Origin of the sequence: Planktomarina temperata RCA23, from assembly GCF_000738435.1 — a bacterium.
GTDB lineage: Bacteria > Pseudomonadota > Alphaproteobacteria > Rhodobacterales > Rhodobacteraceae > Planktomarina > Planktomarina temperata.
This window is the reverse complement of the sequence record NZ_CP003984.1, coordinates 109,738-129,627: the sequence shown is the minus strand read 5'-3', so window position 1 is coordinate 129,627 and position 19,890 is coordinate 109,738. Positions and strand designations below refer to the sequence as shown.

The 19,890-nt window shown below is 56.0% G+C and carries 16 protein-coding genes; 4 read left to right on the top strand and 12 right to left on the bottom strand.

What is annotated here, in order from left to right; genetic code table 11:
• Positions 1 to 13: 13 nt before the first annotated feature.
• Positions 14 to 469 (bottom strand): Hsp20 family protein, encoded by a 456-nt coding sequence (locus RCA23_RS00620; protein ID WP_044048571.1) that lies wholly within the window; start codon positions 467 to 469, stop codon positions 14 to 16.
• A gap of 652 nt (positions 470 to 1,121) precedes the next feature.
• Here RCA23_RS00620 and RCA23_RS00615 point away from each other — a divergent pair.
• Positions 1,122 to 1,985: a glycosyl hydrolase family 18 protein gene (locus tag RCA23_RS00615; protein WP_169701292.1), complete on the top strand. Its 864-nt coding sequence runs from the start codon at positions 1,122 to 1,124 to the stop codon at positions 1,983 to 1,985.
• 128 nt (positions 1,986 to 2,113) lie between these two features.
• Positions 2,114 to 2,407: a hypothetical protein gene (locus RCA23_RS00610; RefSeq protein WP_044048567.1), complete on the top strand. Its 294-nt coding sequence runs from the start codon at positions 2,114 to 2,116 to the stop codon at positions 2,405 to 2,407.
• Between the two features lie 22 nt (positions 2,408 to 2,429).
• On the opposite strand, the gene RCA23_RS00605 is transcribed toward RCA23_RS00610, so the two are convergent.
• The 4 genes from RCA23_RS00605 to RCA23_RS00590 all read right to left on the bottom strand — a co-directional run bounded on the left by RCA23_RS00605 (position 2,430) and on the right by RCA23_RS00590 (position 7,231).
• Positions 2,430 to 3,152, bottom strand: a complete 723-nt coding sequence (locus RCA23_RS00605) for a trypsin-like serine peptidase (protein WP_052376957.1) — start codon at positions 3,150 to 3,152, stop codon at positions 2,430 to 2,432.
• A gap of 163 nt (positions 3,153 to 3,315) precedes the next feature.
• Complete coding sequence (gene glcF, locus RCA23_RS00600) at positions 3,316 to 4,632, bottom strand: glycolate oxidase subunit GlcF (RefSeq protein WP_044048565.1); 1,317 nt, start codon at positions 4,630 to 4,632, stop codon at positions 3,316 to 3,318.
• The gene (locus tag RCA23_RS00595) at positions 4,632 to 5,801 is read right to left on the bottom strand and encodes an FAD-binding protein (protein WP_044048563.1); all 1,170 of its coding nucleotides are present in this window, start codon (positions 5,799 to 5,801) and stop codon (positions 4,632 to 4,634) included. Before RCA23_RS00595 ends, glcF begins: the two co-directional genes overlap by 1 nt.
• Entirely contained in the window at positions 5,798 to 7,231 is a 1,434-nt protein-coding gene (locus RCA23_RS00590; protein ID WP_044048561.1) for an FAD-linked oxidase C-terminal domain-containing protein, read from the bottom strand. The genes RCA23_RS00595 and RCA23_RS00590 overlap by 4 nt, the downstream gene beginning before the upstream one ends.
• Positions 7,232 to 7,309: 78 nt before the next feature.
• Here RCA23_RS00590 and RCA23_RS00585 point away from each other — a divergent pair, with 78 nt between their 5' ends.
• The gene (locus tag RCA23_RS00585; RefSeq protein WP_081870852.1) at positions 7,310 to 8,101 is read left to right on the top strand and encodes a DUF599 family protein; all 792 of its coding nucleotides are present in this window, start codon (positions 7,310 to 7,312) and stop codon (positions 8,099 to 8,101) included.
• Here the strand turns inward: RCA23_RS00585 and RCA23_RS00580 are convergent.
• From RCA23_RS00580 to RCA23_RS00565, 4 genes are read right to left on the bottom strand one after another with little or no spacing between them, the layout of a single operon-like run.
• Complete coding sequence (locus RCA23_RS00580) at positions 8,021 to 10,081, bottom strand: membrane protein (RefSeq protein WP_044048560.1); 2,061 nt, start codon at positions 10,079 to 10,081, stop codon at positions 8,021 to 8,023. The two genes, RCA23_RS00585 and RCA23_RS00580, sit on opposite strands and share 81 nt — an antisense overlap.
• On the bottom strand, positions 10,078 to 12,825 hold the full coding sequence (locus tag RCA23_RS00575; RefSeq protein ID WP_044048559.1) for a DUF4159 domain-containing protein: 2,748 nt from the start codon (positions 12,823 to 12,825) through the stop codon (positions 10,078 to 10,080). The genes RCA23_RS00580 and RCA23_RS00575 overlap by 4 nt, the downstream gene beginning before the upstream one ends.
• Complete coding sequence (locus RCA23_RS00570) at positions 12,822 to 13,685, bottom strand: DUF58 domain-containing protein (protein WP_044048558.1); 864 nt, start codon at positions 13,683 to 13,685, stop codon at positions 12,822 to 12,824. The genes RCA23_RS00575 and RCA23_RS00570 overlap by 4 nt, the downstream gene beginning before the upstream one ends.
• Positions 13,682 to 14,689, bottom strand: coding sequence for an AAA family ATPase (locus tag RCA23_RS00565; RefSeq protein ID WP_044048557.1), 1,008 nt, complete (start codon positions 14,687 to 14,689; stop codon positions 13,682 to 13,684). The genes RCA23_RS00570 and RCA23_RS00565 overlap by 4 nt, the downstream gene beginning before the upstream one ends.
• Positions 14,690 to 14,760: 71 nt before the next feature.
• Between RCA23_RS00565 and RCA23_RS00560 the strand changes: the two genes are divergently transcribed.
• Complete coding sequence (locus RCA23_RS00560; protein ID WP_044051147.1) at positions 14,761 to 15,342, top strand: DUF1285 domain-containing protein; 582 nt, start codon at positions 14,761 to 14,763, stop codon at positions 15,340 to 15,342.
• Positions 15,343 to 15,362: 20 nt separating this feature from the next.
• Here RCA23_RS00560 and RCA23_RS00555 read toward each other — a convergent pair whose 3' ends face one another.
• From RCA23_RS00555 to polA, 3 genes are read right to left on the bottom strand one after another with little or no spacing between them, the layout of a single operon-like run.
• On the bottom strand, positions 15,363 to 15,914 hold the full coding sequence (locus RCA23_RS00555) for an rRNA large subunit pseudouridine synthase E (protein WP_044048555.1): 552 nt from the start codon (positions 15,912 to 15,914) through the stop codon (positions 15,363 to 15,365).
• The gene (locus tag RCA23_RS00550) at positions 15,908 to 17,053 is read right to left on the bottom strand and encodes a trans-sulfuration enzyme family protein (protein ID WP_044048553.1); all 1,146 of its coding nucleotides are present in this window, start codon (positions 17,051 to 17,053) and stop codon (positions 15,908 to 15,910) included. Before RCA23_RS00550 ends, RCA23_RS00555 begins: the two co-directional genes overlap by 7 nt.
• A gap of 26 nt (positions 17,054 to 17,079) precedes the next feature.
• Positions 17,080 to 19,875 carry a DNA polymerase I gene (gene polA, locus RCA23_RS00545; RefSeq protein WP_044048551.1) on the bottom strand — a complete coding sequence of 932 codons (2,796 nt, stop codon included), beginning with the start codon at positions 19,873 to 19,875 and terminating at the stop codon, positions 17,080 to 17,082.
• Between the last annotated feature and the right edge of the window lie 15 nt (positions 19,876 to 19,890).

Genomic DNA, 19,890 nt, shown 5'->3' with positions numbered 1-19,890 from the left:
CCCTGCGATCAGATCATGCCGGGCTGGCTTCCACCTGCAACGGAGATTTTGATTGAATTTGGATGCGGCGAGGTTTGAGAGCCTCTGGCACCTCGCGGATCAAATCAATATGCAGCATGCCATCCTCATAGCTCGCGCCGACCGCGCGCACATGGTCGGCAAGATGAAACTGCCGCTCAAAGGCGCGCGTGGCGATACCGCGGTGCAAATAGGTCTTGTTATCTTCAGCTTTCGGCTTGTGCGCCGAAACGTTTAAGGTTTTTTCCTTAACTTCAATTTCCAGATCCGCCTCTGAAAATCCGGCAGCCGCAATGGAAATGCGATATCCATCTTCTCCAGTTTTTTCGATATTGTAGGGCGGGTAGCTGGATTGTCCGCCCTCATGAGCCGACACACGGTCGAGCAGGTCAGCAATCTGATCAAAGCCAATGCTGGCACGGTAAAGCGGTGCAAAGTCAAACGAACGCATAGGAGTATCCTTTCAAAAGCGAGTCCAAGTCGGCCACCCCATTCGGGCGTAGCCTGATAAGTTCTAGATCCCCGTCTGGGCGATCTTCACTATAGGTGGGAATCGGGGCGTCACAGTTCAAGAGCTATAGGTGCGTGATAACGGCAAAAAACGAAAGGTGTGCAGATTCCCCAGATGATTCACAAAAACGAGCAGGTGATCCGAGCGCCGAGCTGCGGAAATGTTACAAAACACGGTTTGCCCGCCAAGCGCTTCTGACAAGTTGTTACATTTGAGGCCCAATCTACGCGCCGGCCACCGGCAGCACGAGCGATGGGGAGGGTCGAGCCTGCTGTTATCAGGTAACCTTGGGTAAACTCCATGTTTTTATTGCAAATACGCACGCTAGTGCAATGAGAATAATGCCAATCAAAGCGAAATTTACTCCCTTTTTCAGATCAAAATTTGCAGGATCCACACCCCGAGCACTCACGCAATACCTCACAATTTTGACGAAAATTCTAACCTATTTCTCACAGAACCTCACAAGTCCGTGTGATCAAAGCATCCACGTTGATTTGGAAAATACCGACCATTAGGACTGACTTATCTCGCATGGTTTCGAGTGGTTCACATCGGAACTCATGCAGAAAATGCAATTGAAGCAAATACTTTGAACGATCTAACTAGAAAGGGACGTATTAAAATGACCACGAAAAAGAAGATAAGTTTGGCTATGGGCTTGCTGCTCGCCTCGACGGCGTTGCAAGCTCAAGAAGTCGTAAACCGCGGAATTGATATGTCGGTGGTAACCGGCGGTGTGGCCGTACCAACAGGTACCGCCTCCGGCGTTCAGCGCAATGTAAAGTTTTCTGATCGGAGCTATCAGATCCCAGAAAACTTCGAATTGGGCAGCTATTATGCAACTTGGGGCATCTATGGTGGCCGTGATTACTGGCCTGCTGACGTTCCTGTAGAGCGTTTGAGCGAAGTTTATCTCGCTTTTGGCGCTATTTGTGGTCTCAATCCCGGCGCTTTCGAAGGCGGTGCGTCGCTCGCAAAATTCTGCGAAGACTCTCATGCAAATAGCGACAGCGGCAGCTATTATTTGCCACACATTACATCCCTTGAAGATGGTGAAGCCAGCTTCATTGATGACCCATGGGGCATGTTTGACAAAAAAGACCCCACCGCCACAGACGCGCTAAGAGACACACAGTTCAAACAGATCCTTGATTGGAAAAATCGCAATGCAGATTTGAACGTCATCGTATCAGTCGGTGGTTGGAGCTATAGCCGCCCGTTCTTCGAGATGATCTCTACACCCGAGAACCGCGCAAAATTCATTGACAGCCTTGAAATGTGGCTGAAAACCCCTGCATTTGGGTTAATTGATGGTATTGATTTCGACTTTGAGTTTCCAGGCGGCGCCGGTCACGACGAAGATGTTGGTGATCCAAGTCACGATCACAGACCGCGACCCTTGGAGCAGGTATATTTTTTACAGCGCCAGCCGTCGAAACGAAGGGACTCGTAAATACCTTGTGTCCTACAATGGGGCAATATGGCAAAATCAATGGGACACCCAAGGCGAAACGCCCGGCGTCTCAGCGGTCTGGGCCCCCGGCCCTTAAGGGCCCGCATATAACGAATGAGAGGTAAAATATGAAACTTAAAACCTATCTCTGTGCAGGTGCTGCCTTTTGCAGCCTCAGCCTTGCGGGCAGCACCGCCGCAGCCGTTGACTTTGCCTTTTGCAAAGGGGGTTTTGAGGCCACCGATCTCAGTTGTTTCCAGCAAAGCCAATATGGCGATAACATCACCATGGTCGAAAAATCTGTTGGGGAAATGTACAACCGGGGCTGGACAGTCATTTCCGTCTATTTAAACAGAGCTGGCATGTCGCACGACACCGCGAAAGATCCAGAGGCTGTGCTGTATTATTACTTCGAAAAATAACGCACAATAGGCCACCTCGGGCTTACGGCCGCAAAAAATTCGCGCCACGGGACGGCAGGATCACCAATTTCTCACCCGCCGCCGCACCCAGGGAGATCGGCTCTCCGGCATGTGTGGATTTGGCAGAAATGACCGAAATTATCATCGGCATGCCAAGGTCCAAACGAAACACCGGTGCGCCGGAGGAGCCGTAGTCGACCTCACAACCAAACACTTGGGCCTTCTCTTTACGCCCCAAAATGGTGCAGCCTTGGTGCACCTTCGGCCCCTCACTGCGGTCATGAGCATAAGACACCACAGCGACACGCGCGCCACGCATCGGCATCTGTGCGACTGAAAAGGGGATGATGTCGGGATGCGCAATGGGGGTGCGCAGCCGCAGGATGGCCAAATCACTCGCCACCCGTTTGAGCCCCTCTTGCTCGGCAAAGGAAAAATCTGGGTGCACCCTAACAGCCGCGATCTTGCGATAAGATTCGGCCTGCCCATCCTGCCAACCGGCCCGAAATTCCAGATCATCAACGTCCACGCGGGCTCCGGATTGTGCATCAAAAACACAATGCGCAGCTGTCAACACATGCAACTCTCCGATCAATGTTGCGGTGCAAAACCCGCCGCCTGTCACATTGAGCCGCCCGACAGCGGGCCATTGCCTATCCATATCTGTTGCCGAGGCGGCAGTTAAACCCATCACCCCCGGTAAGAATCCGATGACAAGACAAGCCCGCTTCAAGAAATGTTGCATCCTACCCCTATCGCATCTGCAGCTATTATTGGGCAATCCATAACCGCCCGCGCTTGGCGCTCTTGGTGGGCGATCCATCATGCCCAAGTATAGGCCGAAATTACTCTATGCCGAAAACCAAGCGCCAAAGGAATCCCCAATTTTCGCCACGCCACCACATGAGTTACCGTAGAATTGGAACCTGACCGGCTGCCGGTTGACCTGACAAAGCGCGAGGTTTTGGGCCCCCGGTGGCCCAATCGAGCAATTCCACCGTATGCATAATCGGAATATCCGTACCACTGCCGATTTGCATCATACAGCCAAGATTTCCCGCCGAAATGGCATCTGGCGTCTTGGCTTCAAGAGTCTCAATTTTCCGCGCTTTGAGTTGACCAGAAATCTCAGGCTGTATCAAATTATAAGTGCCCGCAGAGCCACAGCACAGATGGCTGTTTTCAGGCTCCAAGACCTTATAGCCCACGCGGCGCAGAAGGTCTTTCGGAAAGGTCTTGATCTGTTGACCATGTTGCAAAGAGCAAGCCGCATGATAGGCAACTCTCAGGCCTTGATCTGGCAGTTTTGGCAGGTCCAGCTCCATCAAAACTTCGCTCACATCGCGCGCTAATTGCGCCACACGCGCGGCCTTGCCCTCCAAAGGGTCGCCCTCAAACATATGGCCGTAATCTTTCACGGTGGTGCCGCAACCAGAGGTGTTAATCACCACTGCATCCAATCCGCGCGCGGCGTCTTCGGCGGCAAAGGCTTCGATATTCACCGCCGCTGTTCGGTGGCTTTCGTCCACCTTGCCCATATGATGGGTTAAGGCGCCGCAACAGCCCTGCTTGAGCACAACCACTTCCGCACCGTGCCGAGTCAAAAGCCGAATGGTTGCGTCATTGATATCCGTGTTCAATGCACGCTGCGCACAGCCTGTCATAAGCGCCACACGCAATTTCAACTGGCCCTGCGCCGGAAAAATTTGCGCGTCATCATTGGGGCTGGGCGCGGGAATTTGCTTTGGCGCCATGTCGAGCATCGCTTTCAGCCGAGGATCGGGCACCAAGTGGCGAAAGGGTCGGGCGATTTTTGCACCCAACAGGGCCAGTCGAAAGCGGTTGGGATAGGGCAAAATTCGCGCCAGAACCCACCGCAAAACACGATCCGACCAGCTGCGCTTATAGGTTTGCTCAATATAGGCCCGCGCATGATCTACCAGATGCATATAATTCACACCCGAGGGGCATGTTGTCATACAGGCCAAACACGACAGGCAGCGATCTATATGTTTAACCGTCTTTTCATCCGGCGTCCGCTGATTTTCCAGCATATCCTTAATAAGATAAATTCGGCCGCGTGGGCTGTCCAACTCATCACCCAGCACTTGATAAGTGGGACAAGTCGCCGTGCAAAAGCCACAATGGATACAGCTGCGCAGAATATCATTGGTGCGTTTGATTTGCGGGTCCAACAGCTGCGTTTCGGTAAAATGTGTTTGCATCAGCTCATCCGTCCCGGGTTTAAGATGCCACGCGGATCAAATTTTTCGCGCAGGGTTTGAGAAACATGCTCAATTGCGCGTCCGAGCGGCTGGAAGTGACACAGCTCTTGATCACGCAAAAGACCCGATTTCACCAAAGTCGCATGACCACTCAGCTGCGCCACATGTGTCTGCAAGGCCTGATGCAATGCTAGGCCGGCCTGTGCATTTGCAATCTGTGCCGCCTCCAGCCCAAGCCAGATCAATCCCCCGCCCCAATCCAATTGACAGTGAAATCCGGGTTCTTTCTGCAGGTCTTGCATCAGATCAATGACCCTCAAACTGTCTGTAGGACGCACTGAAATACGCCACACTGTGTCGAGGGCTGCCCAAGACCTTAGGTCTTTCACCTCAGCCCAAGGATCATCAACCACATCAACCGCACCAAATTTCGCAAGGCGTTGCGTCAATTCGGACGCGCGGTATTGAACCGAGGTCTCAAACCCCTCAACCCGGATCAAACAGTCAAAGCCGCCGTCTTCCGCCTGCACGGTTGCAGCGCCACTGACATCAAACGGCGTGCCCAGCGCCGCGGACATGCAGCCGACCGCATCTGCCCAGGTGGTGACGTGAATTTTCAAAGTGGCCTGGGTCTCGCTGACAGGCAGAACCTTCAACGCTACCTCAGTGAGCACCCCAAGCGTGCCCCAAGAGCCGGACATCAATTTCACAAGATCATAGCCGGTGACATTCTTCATCACCCGGCCACCGTTGCTCAGCACTTGCCCCGTCCCATCCACAAAGGTCACGCCCAGCGCAAAATCACGCGCGGCGCCCACTTGAATGCGGCGCGGACCCGAGACATTGGCGGCGATCACCCCACCAAGGGTTGGCTGACCCGATGTGCCCAAGATCGCGCGGTGATCCATCGGCTCAAAGGCAAGTCGCTGCTTTTCCGCCGCCAGAACGGCCTCAATGTCTTCAATAGCTGTCCCAGTTTTGGCCACCAGGGTCATGGCGCCGGGTTCATAAAGAGTGATCCCCTGCACGCGACGCGTACTCAGGGCTTGCGCCGGCGCAATACGGCCAATTTGGCGTGTCCCGCCGCCCATGATCTGCAAAGGACCCCTGGCCTCACGGAGCGCAGCGGCAAGGGCCGCCTCATCTTCAGGATAGAGTATTTCGCTCATGACGCCCGCCGCGATTGGGAAACCGACAGGGGGAAGACTTTGGAGGGGTTGAGAAGCCAGCCGGGATCAAACACATCTTTGACCGCCATTTGGATCTCCAGATCTTCTGCACTATATTGGTCTTCCATCAAATCGCGTTTTTCAATGCCCACGCCATGCTCACCGGTCAAACAGCCGCCCACCTCAACACAAAGCCGCAACACATCCGCCCCCATCGCTTCACAGAGCTCAAGATCGCCCTCTTTGTTGGCATCAAACATGATCAGCGGGTGCATGTTGCCATCGCCCGCATGAAACACATTGCCAACACGCAGGCCATAATGATCCGACAGCTCTTTGATCCGCCGCAGAACTTCTGGCAAGGCAGAAACAGGAATGGTTCCATCCAAACACATATAGTCTGCAACTTGGCCCACCGCGCCAAAGGCGGATTTTCGGCCCAACCAAATCGCAGCACTTTCCGCGGCAGATTGGCTTTGACGCAGTTCGACCGGATTGTGTTGTTGCGCAATCGCACTGATGCGATCCAGTTGATCTTGAATTTCGGCCTCTGATCCCTCGACCTCGACAATCAACAGCGCTTCACAGTCTGGATATCCCGCCTTGGCGAAATTCTCACAAATTTCAATAATTGGACGGTCCATGAATTCAATTGCGACAGGCAAAACACCGGCTTTGATAATGTCCGCCACACAGGCACCTGCCACTTCATTGCTGTCAAAAGCGATCATCACCGGACGCGCGCCCTCGGGTTTGGGCAAAATCCGCAAGGTGGCCTCTGTGACCACGCCCAGCTGGCCCTCTGACCCGCAGATCACCCCCAGAATATCGAGCCCAGAGGCATCAAGGTAGCCACCGCCGATCTCAACAATCTCACCATCCATCATCACCATGGTCACGCCCATCAGATTATTGGTGGTCACCCCATATTTCAAACAATGCGCCCCGCCGGAGTTCATCGCGATATTGCCGGCAATGGCGCAGGCCAATTGGCTGGAAGGATCGGGGGCATAAAAGAAATCTTCTTCCTCCACAGCGCCAGACACGCTGAGGTTGGTCCGGCCACTTTGCACCCGGATCAGGCGGTTCTCGTAGTCTGTTTCTAAAACTTTATTCATCTTTGCCACGCCCAGGATGACGCAATCTGCAGTCGGCAGCGCACCGCCCGCCAAAGATGTGCCCGACCCCCTTGGCACGACCGGCACGCCTTCGCGGTGGCAAATCTTCAAAACATCTGAGACTTCCTGCGTGGTTGCGGGCAAGACTGCGATCATTGGCGGGCAGCGATATGCGGTGAGCGCGTCACATTCATAGGCCCGCGTTTCAGAAGGGTCATCAATCACCGCATCATAGGGCAAAACAGCACGCAACGCCGCCGCAATTTTCGCCTTTTTCGACAGGATTTCCGAATTTGGTTGTGGCATTTCCATGTTTAACCCTCCAATTGGTAAATAATTATAACCAATTTTGAGGGATCGCAAGGGCAAATCCTCTGCTACACTGAAGGCATGATATTTGATGTAATCCTCTCCCAACTCACCACTTTAGATCTCTTTGTCGTCGGATTTGGCCTTCTCGCCACCTTTCTGATCGGCCATGTGATCGAAAACCCTCCCAAGTCACGCGCTTCAGTCACCGCCCTGATGTCCTATTATCGGCGCGCTTGGATGCTCAATTTCGTAGACCGCGATCCCCGTATTTTTGATTCTCAAACACTGGCCTCTCTGCGCCAAAGCACTGCCTTTTTTGGATCCACAGCTTTGATTTCCATTGGCGGGCTTTTGGCAATCATGGGCACGCCAGATCGCCTGCTTGAATTTACCCATGCCGTCACCCAATCGCAGGAGGCCACTGCGCTCAAATTGCAATTCAAATTGGCCTTTGCCGCTCTGTTTTTGGTGCATTCCTTTTTGAAATTTGTATGGTCCAGTCGCCTGTTTGGCTATTGCGCCGTCTTAATGGCAGCCGTGCCGAATGATCCAGATCATCCCCAAGCGATCCCGCGCGCTATTATGGCCGGTGAGATCAATATCCGCGCTGCCTTGAGCTTCAACCGCGGGTTGCGCGCCATGTATTTCGCGCTTGCATCTCTGGCCTGGCTGGCTGGCGCCCCGGTTATGCTGGCGGCCTTTGTGATTACGCTTTATATGCTCTGGAACCGTGAGTTTTCCTCACAGGCCAGCGCACTTTTGAAAACCGGGATAATGGAGACCGACACATCATTTATCCCAGCGCCCTTCGCGCAACCAACCGATCAAAAGACCAAGAGCGGCAAAAATGAGGTAGACCCAAGCGGGTAAGAACTGCCCAATCTCGACGCCCTGCACCACATAGGCCTCGTGCGAGACAAGCCCGATCCACCCGCGCCCATGGGCCGGCCGGCCACTGCGCACATTGCGAAATTTTGGCAGACCCTCAGATACAGCCAAAGCTCCCCCATTGGTTTCGGCCAAAATGGGCGCCATCACCCGATCGGTGGCGATGGTCTGTACAAACTCCCGCGGTGCTGCCGGCCCCAGCGCAGCCACGATCTGCAAATCCCCTGAGCTCAAACGATAAAGCCCGAGATCCTCACTGACTATTTCAGCCCTATACCGACCGGGCGCCATAGGTTGCAAAGCTACGGTAAACCGCTCGCCGTTTGGCGTTACCACCTCAAGCGGCGCAAGCGGGCCTTCGGTCAAGCTGCGACGCGTGACCTGTAGCCCACTCTCGCTTGGCTCTGCCAATAGCGCCTCCTCCTCCAGATCAGGCTCTTTCATCGACCAATGCGCCACGCGGCGCAGCAATTCCGCCTGGGGTCCACCCCCTTCATAGCCACGATCCCAAAGCCAAGCATGATCCGAGGTCAAAAGCGCAACCCGCCCCTTGCCCACACGGTCCACAACCAGCAAAGGGGAGTCCCCGCGCCCTGTCATCAGCACCTGACCCGAGGTTGCCTCGACCTCAATCTGCCGCAACCATCGGCCCCATCCGGTGTCTGGTGCCAAACTCTCCAAGCTTTCACTGACCGGATGTTTCAGGCCAAACTCTGTCACCTGCGGCAAGATCGGTTCTTCAAAGACCCGTGAGGTCGGCCGGCCCGGCAGAATTGCCCCAAGAGGCGAGCGATAAAGACTATTGACCCCCGCATAATCCGGTCCAGCCGCCACCAAAACCGCCCCGCCTTGGCGGACGTAATTGGCGATTGACTCGAAATACTCTGCTGGTAGCAATCCTCGGCGCTTATAACGATCAAACACAATCAGATCGAACTCGCCAATTTTTTCGAGAAACAATTCGCGGGTGGGAAAGGCAATCAAAGACAATTCCGTCACCGGCACGCCATCTTGCTTTTCCGGTGGGCGCAAAATTGTGAAATGCACCAAATCGACATTGCTGTCTGACTTTAAAAGATTGCGCCATGTGCGCTCGCCCGGATGCGGCACCCCCGAGACCAGCAAAACGCGAAGCCGGTCACGCAGGGCATTGATCTGCACAACCGCAGCATTGTTGCGATCGGTCAACTCACCGCTCATATCCGGTGTCGAAAACTGCAAAATATTCATGCCGCCGTGACCCAGCGACACATCGACCTCAACCTCACGGTTCACTGGAATTTGATACCGCTGCTCTGGCCCCCCATCCACCGACAGGATGATATCTGCCAAAGCCGCTTGTGGCGCGGCCCCTTGATCCTCGACCAAAAGCGTCAGGGTGATCGGCTCGCCCAAAATCGCAAAACCCGGTGCATTTTTGACCAACAGTCGACGATCCCAATCGCGCGATCGTCCCGTAAGCAACAGATGTAGAGGCGCAGGCAAGTTTGGGGCAAACTCCGTATCGTGAATCTGCCCGTCTGAGATCACAATCGCACCGGCAATACGATCCCGCGCGGTTTCAGACAGGGCCTGCACCAAAGCGGTCATAACTTCCGAACCACCCGGCCCAGCTGCATCCGCCACCTCCACCAGCCGCATCTCGGTTCCCGGCCGATCCGCAAGCTGTGCCGTGACATGAGCCAAGGCCGCCTCTGTTTGCGCCTCCCGGTCCGACAGCCTCTGACTGGACGAGCGGTCGACAACCACGAGGACATTATCCGCTTCCGCTTGGCGTTCTTCGGTTTTCAGTGAGGGATTGAGCAGAGCCAAAAAGACACAGATCACAGCAAAGCCGCGATAGGGCCAGCCCGCGAGCCGCCGAAACGCCGCCAGGGCCAAAGCCCCCAGCACAGCCAGCGCCAAAGCCACCATAAGCCAGAGCGGCAGAAGCGGATCAAAAAGCAATGCATCAAGCCTCATTCGCCCAACCTCTTGAGAAGTTCAGGGACATGCACCTGATCGGATTTATAGTTGCCGGTCAAAACATGCATGATCAGGTTGACTCCAAACCGTAGGGCAATCTCCCGCTGCCGCTCTCCAGCCATGCCGCGCCCCACGGGCAGGAGAGGCTCCCCGGCCTCATCCACGGCCCAAGCCGCCGCCCAATCATTGCCGCCAATCACGACCGGGGTGACCCCGTCATTGAGATTGCGAAAGGGCATGCCTTCCACCTGCACGCCGGAATTTTGTGGGGCTTCCACCCAAATTCCCCCACGCGGATACCGGCCTGGGAAATCTTGCAGCAGATAGAAACTGCGCGTCAGCACATGATCCAGCGCGATCGGCGCCAAGGGCGGCAGGTTCAGCCCAGAGGCCAGTTGTTGCAATACACGGCCTTCCTTGGTCGTCTGGCCAACCCGCGCAATGTCACCATCCCTTGTGTCGAATAGGATCATCCCGCCGCCTTTGAGGTAGCGATTCAATTTGCTCAGCTCCTCAAAGGACAAAGCCTGTTGCCCCAAGGTGATCGGCCAGTAGAGAAAGGGGAAGAACGACAATTCATCACGGGCCAAAGACAGCCCCATTGGCGGGGCTGGTTCAATAGAGGTGCGTTGAAAAAGCGCCTGTGACAGCCCAAGCAAACCGGCGCGGGAAATCTCATCCTGCCGCGCGTCCTGGGTTTCAACATAGGCCAAAACCACCGCGCGACTGGCTGCTATGGCGCGGTCCTGCGACATTTGCGCCAATGCGTTCTCAGGGGAAATGCTTGTCAGGAGGGCTCCTGTAACAGCCGCCAAGACGCCACCCCGCAGCCGGCCCGAAAGCCAAAGCGAGGCCACAACATCTGCGGTCAGCAAACACAAAGCCAGCGCCAAAAACCAAGCGCCCAGACGATGCGAGCGCGCTTGATCTTGCCCTAACAGCCGCACCTCATCCGGCCAGCGCGCAGGGGTTAATTGGCTATCGTCAGAAAGGATATTGCGCGCCCAACGGCGATCTTGCCCTTGGTAGAGGCCCGCGGGAGTCTGCGCAGAAATCGCGGCCTGTGCCAATTCAGCGCCCGCAATTCCGGCACGATCACCCACCCGCCTCAACTCCCCGGCACCATCCATCTGCTGTACCAATTGCCATGTACTGCCAGCTAAAGACTCCGGTTCGAAATTCGCAGCACTTCCGATGACAGACAGACGCTCTAACATGGATACAAAGAGCCCTGAAATCGGCAGGTTTGACCATTCTGTATTGGCGGTCACATGAAACAGAACGACCTGCCCTTGCCCAAGCTGTCTGCGGGTCACCAAGGGGGTGCCATCGCTCAGGCGCGCGATCACATGGGATGCCAAATCCGGTCCAGGTTCCGCCAAAACCTGTGCGGTAACGGTGACCTCATCGGGAACCGGCAAGCCATAAAATGGCGTATCAATCTCAAAGCTCTGCAAAGTTTTCGGCGCGCCCCAAGACATAGCCCCACCGACCGTGCGCCCACCCGCCCGCAGCTTCACCGGCAAAAGCGGATCACGCGTTTGCGCCTCAAATTGTGCCGCTGCCAAACGCGGCCCCGCAAAGCGCAGCAAGGTGCCCCCCTCCGCCACCCAATCGGCCAGGGCCTCTTTTGAGGCAACCTTGGCGACATCGGCTAGAATAATCGCATCCGGGTTGGCCAAGAGCACATCATCCAATGTCCCATCAATCAAATCCGCAACGGGCGATAGCGCCTGGGTCAGATAGTGATCTGGTGCAAAAAGGATCAGGCCTTCGCGGTCAGAAGTCTCCCCCGTGAGAATAGCAATTTCTGGGCGTTGAATGCGATCATCTGTTAATCGCACCGCCGCTGCTGATTTATGCCCGGCCACCACAAGCCGCGAAATTCGGTTGCGCATCTCCAGTGGCAAATCCATTGTGGTGGTTGCACGCAAATCCTGCGCAGAAAAGCCCATCTCAGCACTTTGCAATCGGCGCTCCACGCCAGAGGGGTCCAACCCCAAGATATCAACCACAACCCCCTGTGCCTGTCCGGCTGTCATCCGCACTGCCGAAATCTCAATCCCCTGTGCCGCAGCCCGCACCGGCAAGAGACCTACGGGGCTGCTGCGGCTCATGGCGACCTCGACGGATCCGTGGCGCAGTAAATCGCGGACCAATCGGTCTCGGCCAGGCCAATCGAGCGGTGAGGCCAGCCAATGCGTGTCAAAATCTCCCAAAGAGTCAAACTGGCCTTGCCAGTTGCGCTTCGGCAACCAGGCGTTCGGCTCAGCGGCCTTAATAGCGCGGGCGGCTTCGGAGGCTGCAGAAAACACCAGATCTTTTTGTGGCGCCGTGAGCTGCAAAAATGCCACGGGGCGCCCTTGGTTGCCCGACTGTTGCACCACCTCCAGAGCCGCAAGTTGCTGCGCCTCCCAATCGCTGGCATCTGCCCAACTGCCCTCCAGGACCACAAGCAGCTTTGACAAATTTTGCCCCTTGGGCGCCGGGTTCACAATCGGACCGGCCAGACCAATAATCAAACAGGCCATCACCAAGGCCCGCAACAGCAAAAGCCAGCACGGGGTCCTGTCCGCTTGCACGGTCTCATCGTTCAACCCCAAAAGCAGGGCCACGCCAGGAAAAACCCGTCGGATCGGAGCGGGTGGCACAGCCCGCAGCAAGATCCACAACAGCGGCAAAGCAAAAAGCCCCACAAGCAACCAAGGCGCGGTAAAACCAATCATGGAAAAGAACGTCATCGGCGGTATTCCAAAGCGTGATAAAGATCCAATAGGGCGCCGGTTGCGGGTTGATCTGTACTGTGCATGAAAAATTGCCAGCCCAAACTCTGCGCCAAATTTGCCACCTGCGCCTTGCGCTCTTTCAAAGCCTCAAAATAAGGCTGCCGAAGATCATCCGCCTTTTGACTTTCATGGCGCAAACTGCCGGCCATGCTTTCAAAAAGGGTGCGGCCTTGAAAAGGAAAGTGAAGCTCCTGAGGATCCAAGACCATCAGCAATACACCTTTCACGTGCTGACCTGCGGCCCGTGTCACCATGTCGCGCAGCGCGGCCAAGTCCCCGAAAAAATCAGAGGCAAACACCGCCAAACTGTTCGCCGTCAGACCCTCAATTTGTGGTGCACCAAAATCATGCGACGCTTGGCGCGCCAAAGCCTGTGCCAAAGCAGAAATCTGCGCCCGGCCCGTTTGCGGCGGCAATCCGCCATCGCTGGTGCCTATGCGCTCACCGGCCTGGTTGAGGAGAATAGCAAGCGCCAGAGCGATCATCGCCGCCCGATGCTGCTTACTCTCTCCCTGACTGGAAAATTGCATCGCAGCGGAATTATCAATCCAAAACTGCACCGCTTGCGCCGCCTGCCATTCATTTTCGCGCACAAATTGCTCATCTGCGCGCGCAGACCGCCGCCAGTCAATCGCGCGCAAAGCATCGCCTGCCTGTGCCGGGCGGAACTGCCAAAAGACATCCCCCGGCCCAGCGCGCCGCCGCCCGTGCCCGCCCAGTGAAAAACTCTGAGCAAGCTGTTGCGCCTCTGCCAAAAGCTGTGGCCAGTCAGACGCCAGCTCAAAGGCCGCGTTTAAGGGCGGGTTTGAATTCAAGACGCCGCCTTTTTGTCTAAGATCATCTGCGTGACATCGCCAATCAGCTCAAGCTGAGTGATGCCGCGTGCTCGAGCGCCAAATGCCAATGCCATACGGTGGTTGAGCACCGCAGGCGCCAGATCCGCGACGTCCTGAGCCGAGGGTGCATAGGCCCCACGCAACAAAGCGCGCGCGCGCACGGCCAGCATCAAGGCCTGCGCCGCACGTGGCCCCGGGCCCCAGCGCATATTCTCGCGAACCCGCTCCGGCGCTGTTGGGTCTTCCGGCCGGAACGCCCGCACCAGATCCAAAATAAGCTCCACAATCGCCTCGCCCACAGGCATGCGGCGAATCAAAGCCTGCGCCGCCAGCAGCTGATCGGGGTCAAAGACCGCAGAGACCTCCGCCTCCTTCGCGCCGGTGGTCGCCAAAAGAATATCTCGTTCCGTGGCCCGATCCGGATAGGGCACTTGGATCTCGAGCAAAAACCGATCGAGTTGCGCCTCTGGCAAAGGATAGGTGCCCTCCTGTTCAATCGGATTTTGCGTCGCCAGCACATGAAAGGGAACCCCAAGCGGCCGGTCGCGCCCCGCGACAGTAACAGATTTTTCCTGCATAGCTTGAAGCAGCGCCGATTGCGTCCGTGGACTGGCGCGGTTAATTTCATCAGCCATCAACAATTGGCAAAATACGGGCCCTTCGATAAAGCGAAATTGCCGCGCGCCATCGGATGCGGTCTCCAGAACCTCGGAACCCAAGATATCAGCGGGCATCAAATCTGGGGTGAATTGCACCCGATTGCCGCGCAACCCCATGACAGTGGACAGCGCCTCAACCAGCCGGGTTTTTCCAACCCCCGGCAGGCCAACCAAGACCCCATGCCCGCCACATAACAAGGTGATGAGCACCAAATCCACCACCCGCTCCTGTCCAATGAACACCCCGCGGATCATCTCGCGGGCCTCTGCCAAACGGTGGCCTAGGTCTTCAATTTGTGGCGCCAGCGTATCAGCTTTGGTCATAAGATTGCCTCGCAATAATTTCTATGTGGTATATATCTAGCCTACCTTAAGAAAAAGAGATGACAACTGATATGAGCGGACAAAATATCGTGACCCCATCGGCAGAAAACATCGCCGCCAGTGTCTCAGCCGCAACCCGTGGCAAAGGCTTGCCGCCAGTTCACCTATGGAACCCACCGTTCTGCGGCGATCTGGACATCAGAATTGCACGGGATGGCACCTGGTTCTACCTTGGCACCCCCATTGGCCGACCAGCGCTTGTGAAATTGTTTTCGTCAATCTTGAAAAAAGAGGCGGGGAAATATTACCTCGTGACCCCAGTTGAAAAAGTCGGAATCCAAGTGGATGACGCCCCCTTTGTGGCGGTGGATGTGGATCATCGCGACGGCGATTTGCATTTCACCACGCAGGTCGGCGACACAATGATCGCCGGCCCTGACCACCCAATCCGTGTGGAGCGCGACCCCGAAACCGGCGAGCCGTCGCCCTATGTTCTGGTGCGCAGCAATCTGGAAGCCCTCATTGATCGCAAAAGCTTCTACCGCTTGGTCGACCTGGGCCTGCATGAGATATGGAAGGGTGAAAGCTGGTTCGGCCTGCGCTCCCAATCCACATTCTTCCCTGTGATCCCGTCGAAAGAGCTGACTATTTGACGGAAAATAAGAATACGGCTCTAGAATTGCATCAAGTGCTTATACTCACCCGGCTTAAGATCTCCTAAATGCCACTCACCGATTTGCGCTCGGATGAGGCGTAGGCAGGGGTGGCCTATGGCTGCGGTCATGCGGCGTATTTGGCGATTTTTGCCTTCGCGAATGGTCACCTCGATCCAGCTGTCCGGCACCGACTTGCGCACCCGGATCGGCGGGTTACGTGGCCAGAGGCCCTCCGGTTCGTCCATCAGCCGCGCTTTGGCCGGTTGGGTGACACCGTCTTTCAACTGCACCCCGCGGCGCAGGCTTTGCAAGGCGCTCTCTTGCGGGGCGCCTTCGACCTGGACCCAATAGGTTTTTGCCATTTTATGTTTCGGATCGGCAATCCGGGCCTGCAATTTGCCATCATCAGTTAAGAGCAACAGCCCCTCACTGTCCCGATCCAGCCGACCGGCCGGGTAGACATGCGGAACGGGAATATAGCGCGATAGGGTCTCGCGCCCGCTGGCCGCAAGGCTTTGATCTGTGAATTGGGACAGGACATTGAACGGCTTGTGGAACAGGATCAGCACGTTAACGCCTGTTCCAAATCAGCGCATAGATCCTGCACATCCTCAATGCCAATCGACAGGCGCAGAAGAGACTCAGGAATGCCGGTATGAGGCTCAATCGTGTGGCGATGTTCCACCAGGCTTTCCACCCCGCCCAACGAGGTGGCTCGGTGAAACAAATTCAATTGACCGGCCACCCTCAGGGCCTCCACCGCCCCGCCCTTCACGCAAAAGGACAAGAGCGAGCCAAACCCACCTACCATTTGCCGCTTGGCCACACTATGCCCGTCGAAATCAGGCAGGCCGGGATAAAACACTTGCGCCACCGCGTCGTGACTTTGCAAGAATTCTGCCACAGCCTGCGCATTTTGCGACATACGCTCCACGCGCAAAGGCAGGGTGCGAATTGAGCGAATGAGCAGCCAAGCCTCAAAACTGCCGATCACCGCGCCGGCGTCATGGCGATCTATGGCGATCGCTTGCCAATGCGAGTCGGCCGGCGCATTGGTCGCCAAGACCCCAGCCAAGACATCCGAATGGCCATTGATTCCTTTGGTCGCCGAATGCATGACAATATCGGCCCCAAAATCCAAGGCGCGGGTCAAAATTGGGGTTGCGGCCGTGGCATCAACCACCAGTCGCCCGCCTGCCGCATGGGTGGCCTCTGCCACAAGCGCGATATCCGTTGTCCGCAGCCACGGGTTTGAAGGTGTCTCAATAAAGACCAAATCCGGCTGGTGGTGGGCGCAGAGGCTTTGCGCCTGCCCAATATCGCTCAAATCCGCCTCGATCAGGGTCACGGACCGGCGGGCACAAAACTCCCGCAACCACTTCGTTGTGCCCCAATAGATCTGTGACTGCACCAAGACCGTCGCCCCGCCCGGCAAAACTCGAAACACCGCTGCAATCGCCGCCATGCCATTGGGAAATAAGAGTGCGGTCTCAGCGTTGTCCAGTTGCGCCAAAAGAGCTTCGGCGATGCGGCCCACATCATTGTCATCACGGGCATAAATATTGCCCGTGGGATGCGGCTGGTAGCTACGGTCCCGTGCGAAGGTCGTACTGGGCTGAATGGGCGGTACAACCCCGCCGCTGGCCGCGTCAATATATCCGCCCGCCTGCGCCGCAATAGTCGCCACTGATAGGCCACGTTTCGCCATGGATGTCCCCTCTTTCGCCTCAGACTCTAATGCGCGACCGCCCAATTTGGCCCAGATCCGGCCTCCACAATCAACGGCACATCCAGCTTGACCACTGGCAAGCTGGCCCGTTCCATCACCTGTTTGGCAACTTGGGTAAGGGCCTCGACCGCACCGTCCTCAACTTCAAACAGCAATTCATCGTGCACTTGCAACAACATTTTGGCCGGTAAATGCGCAATCGCTTCGGGCATGCGGACCATCGCGCGGCGGATCACATCTGCTGCGGTGCCTTGGATCGGCGCATTGATTGCAGCGCGTTTGGCAAAACCTGCATGCGGGCCTTTCGCCCCAATGTCAGGCGTGTGAATGCGGCGTCCAAACAGCGTTTGCACATAGCCATGTTCTTTGGCGAAAGCCACCGTATCATCCATATAGGTGCGAATGCCCGGGAAGCGCTCAAAATATGTGTCGATGAACGCCTGGGCCTCCGCCCGCGGAATGCGCAGATTGCGCGCAAGCCCAAAGCCAGAAATGCCATAAATCACCCCAAAGTTAATGGCTTTTGCCTTGCGGCGCACCTCAGAGGTCATTTGATCGAGCGGCACATCAAACATCTGACTTGCGGTCAGCGCGTGAATATCAATGCCGTCGGCAAAGGCCTGTTTCAGAGTTGGAATATCGGCAATATGGGCGAGAATGCGCAGCTCGATTTGTGAATAATCCAAAGCCACTAAGGTTTTGCCGGTCTCCGCTACAAAAGCCTCCCGAATTTTGCGGCCCTCTTCCGTCCGGATGGGGATATTTTGCAAGTTGGGATCAGTTGAGGCCAAACGCCCGGTGCTCGCGCCGGCGATGGAATAGGACGTGTGCACGCGGCCAGTATCGGGATGAATATGGTCCTGCAGCGCGTCGGTATAAGTGGATTTCAATTTGCTCAATTGACGCCAGTCTAAAACCCGCCCGGGCAATTCATGCTCCGTCGCCAGATCTTCCAAAACATCAACCCCAGTGGCGTAGGCGCCCGTTTTGCCCTTCTTACCACCGGGAAGCGCCATTTCATCAAAGAGCACTTCACCAAGCTGTTTGGGGGATCCCACATTAAAGCTGCGCCCGGCCATCTCGTGGATTTCAGCCTCCAGCCCCGCCATCTTCTGCGCGAAACCATTCGACATGCGGCTCAAGACATCTCGGTCTACTTTGATCCCGTGCATTTCCATATCTGCCAATACCGGCACGAGGGGGCGTTCCAGGCTTTCATAGACCGCTGTCACCCGATTAAGATGCAAGCGCGGTTTGAGATACTGCCAAAGGCGCAGAGTGATATCGGCATCTTCTGCCGCATAAAGGCTGGCCTCATCAATGGGAACGCGGTCAAAGGTGATTGCGGATTTCCCACTGCCCAGCAGTGTTTTGATCGAGATGGGCGCATGATCGAGATAACGCTCGCTCAAAAGGTCCATCCCATGATTGTGCAAGCCGCCATTTTGCGCGTAGCTCATCAACATTGTGTCATCGATCGGCGCCACTTGGATGCCGACCCGCGCCAAAATCTTGGCGTCATATTTCATGTTCTGACCAATTTTCAGAATGGTGGAATCTTCCAGCATCGGCTTGAGCATGGCCAGAGCGGTATCGAGATCCATCTGGCCCTCCGCCAAAGCATCAGTGCCGAAGAGATCATCAGACTGCCCTGCGCGATGCGCGAGCGGCAAATAGGCCGCCTCACCGGCTTGGACGCATAAGGAGACACCCACCAAATCGGCGCGCATTTCATTCAAACCGGTTGTTTCCGTATCCACGGCCACATAACCGCGGGCATAAATCCGATCAATCCAAGTTTGCAGAGCCGCCGCATCTCGGATGGTCTCATATTTACTGGTGTCAAAAGCCGCCGCCGCGGGGGCCTCAATCACGGCCTGCTGCACCTCGGGCTCGGCAATAACCGGGGCTTGAACGCCCAGTTTATCCGCCAGCCTTTTGCTCAAGGTGCGAAATTCCATTTGTGCCACAAAATCCAAAAGCTCTTGAGGATCGGGATCGCGCACCTCCAAATCCTCAATGGAGAAATCCAGCTCCATATTGCACTCCAGCTGAACCAGCTGTTTGGACAGTTCGATCTGCGCCCGGTTGTCCATCAAGCTTTCGCGGCGCTTGGGCTGTTTGATCCCTCCTGCGCGATCCAAAAGCTCTTCCAGAGAGCCATATTCGTTGATCAGCAAGGCCGCAGTCTTAATGCCAATGCCGGGTGCACCGGGCACATTGTCAACGCTGTCCCCTGCCAATGCCTGCACATCAACCACGCGCTCAGGGGCAACACCAAATTTCTCAACAACACCGTCTCGGTCAATCACTTTGTTTTTCATGGCATCCAGCATCACAACACCGCCGCCCACCAGCTGCATCAAGTCCTTGTCAGAGCTGATGATGGTGCACGCGCCCCCAGCGTCGCGCGCGCGGCAGGCCAATGTTGCGATGATGTCATCCGCCTCAAACCCTTCGACCTCTTTACATGCCACATTAAAAGCCCGGGTTGCCGCGCGGGTGAGTGGGAATTGTGGGATCAAATCTTCCGGCGTGGCGGAACGGTTCGCCTTGTACAGATCATACATATCATTGCGAAATGTCTTGCCAGAGTGATCAAAGATCACCGCAACATGGGTGGGAGCATCGGGGCCAGTATTGTTTTCCACATATCGTTGCAACATGTTGCAAAACCCGGCCACAGCGCCCACCGGCAAACCATCTGATTTGCGCGTCAGCGGCGGCAAAGCGTGATAGGCGCGAAAGATGAAGGCTGACCCGTCGATCAGATGCAGGTGATGTCCTTTACCGAATGCCATGATGATGCTATCCTT

Coding starts and splice junctions, on each gene's coding strand:
- RCA23_RS00565 (WP_044048557.1), bottom strand. CDS start 14,689: ATGACCAAAGCTGATACGCTGGCGCCACAAATTGAAGACCTAGGCCAC.
- RCA23_RS00550 (WP_044048553.1), bottom strand. CDS start 17,053: ATGGCGAAACGTGGCCTATCAGTGGCGACTATTGCGGCGCAGGCGGGC.
- RCA23_RS00610 (WP_044048567.1), top strand. CDS start 2,114: ATGAAACTTAAAACCTATCTCTGTGCAGGTGCTGCCTTTTGCAGCCTC.
- RCA23_RS00580 (WP_044048560.1), bottom strand. CDS start 10,081: ATGAGGCTTGATGCATTGCTTTTTGATCCGCTTCTGCCGCTCTGGCTT.
- glcF (WP_044048565.1), bottom strand. CDS start 4,632: ATGCAAACACATTTTACCGAAACGCAGCTGTTGGACCCGCAAATCAAA.
- RCA23_RS00575 (WP_044048559.1), bottom strand. CDS start 12,825: ATGACGTTCTTTTCCATGATTGGTTTTACCGCGCCTTGGTTGCTTGTG.
- RCA23_RS00585 (WP_081870852.1), top strand. CDS start 7,310: ATGATATTTGATGTAATCCTCTCCCAACTCACCACTTTAGATCTCTTT.
- RCA23_RS00560 (WP_044051147.1), top strand. CDS start 14,761: ATGAGCGGACAAAATATCGTGACCCCATCGGCAGAAAACATCGCCGCC.
- RCA23_RS00620 (WP_044048571.1), bottom strand. CDS start 469: ATGCGTTCGTTTGACTTTGCACCGCTTTACCGTGCCAGCATTGGCTTT.
- polA (WP_044048551.1), bottom strand. CDS start 19,875: ATGGCATTCGGTAAAGGACATCACCTGCATCTGATCGACGGGTCAGCC.
- RCA23_RS00595 (WP_044048563.1), bottom strand. CDS start 5,801: ATGAGCGAAATACTCTATCCTGAAGATGAGGCGGCCCTTGCCGCTGCG.
- RCA23_RS00605 (WP_052376957.1), bottom strand. CDS start 3,152: ATGCAACATTTCTTGAAGCGGGCTTGTCTTGTCATCGGATTCTTACCG.
- RCA23_RS00590 (WP_044048561.1), bottom strand. CDS start 7,231: ATGGAAATGCCACAACCAAATTCGGAAATCCTGTCGAAAAAGGCGAAA.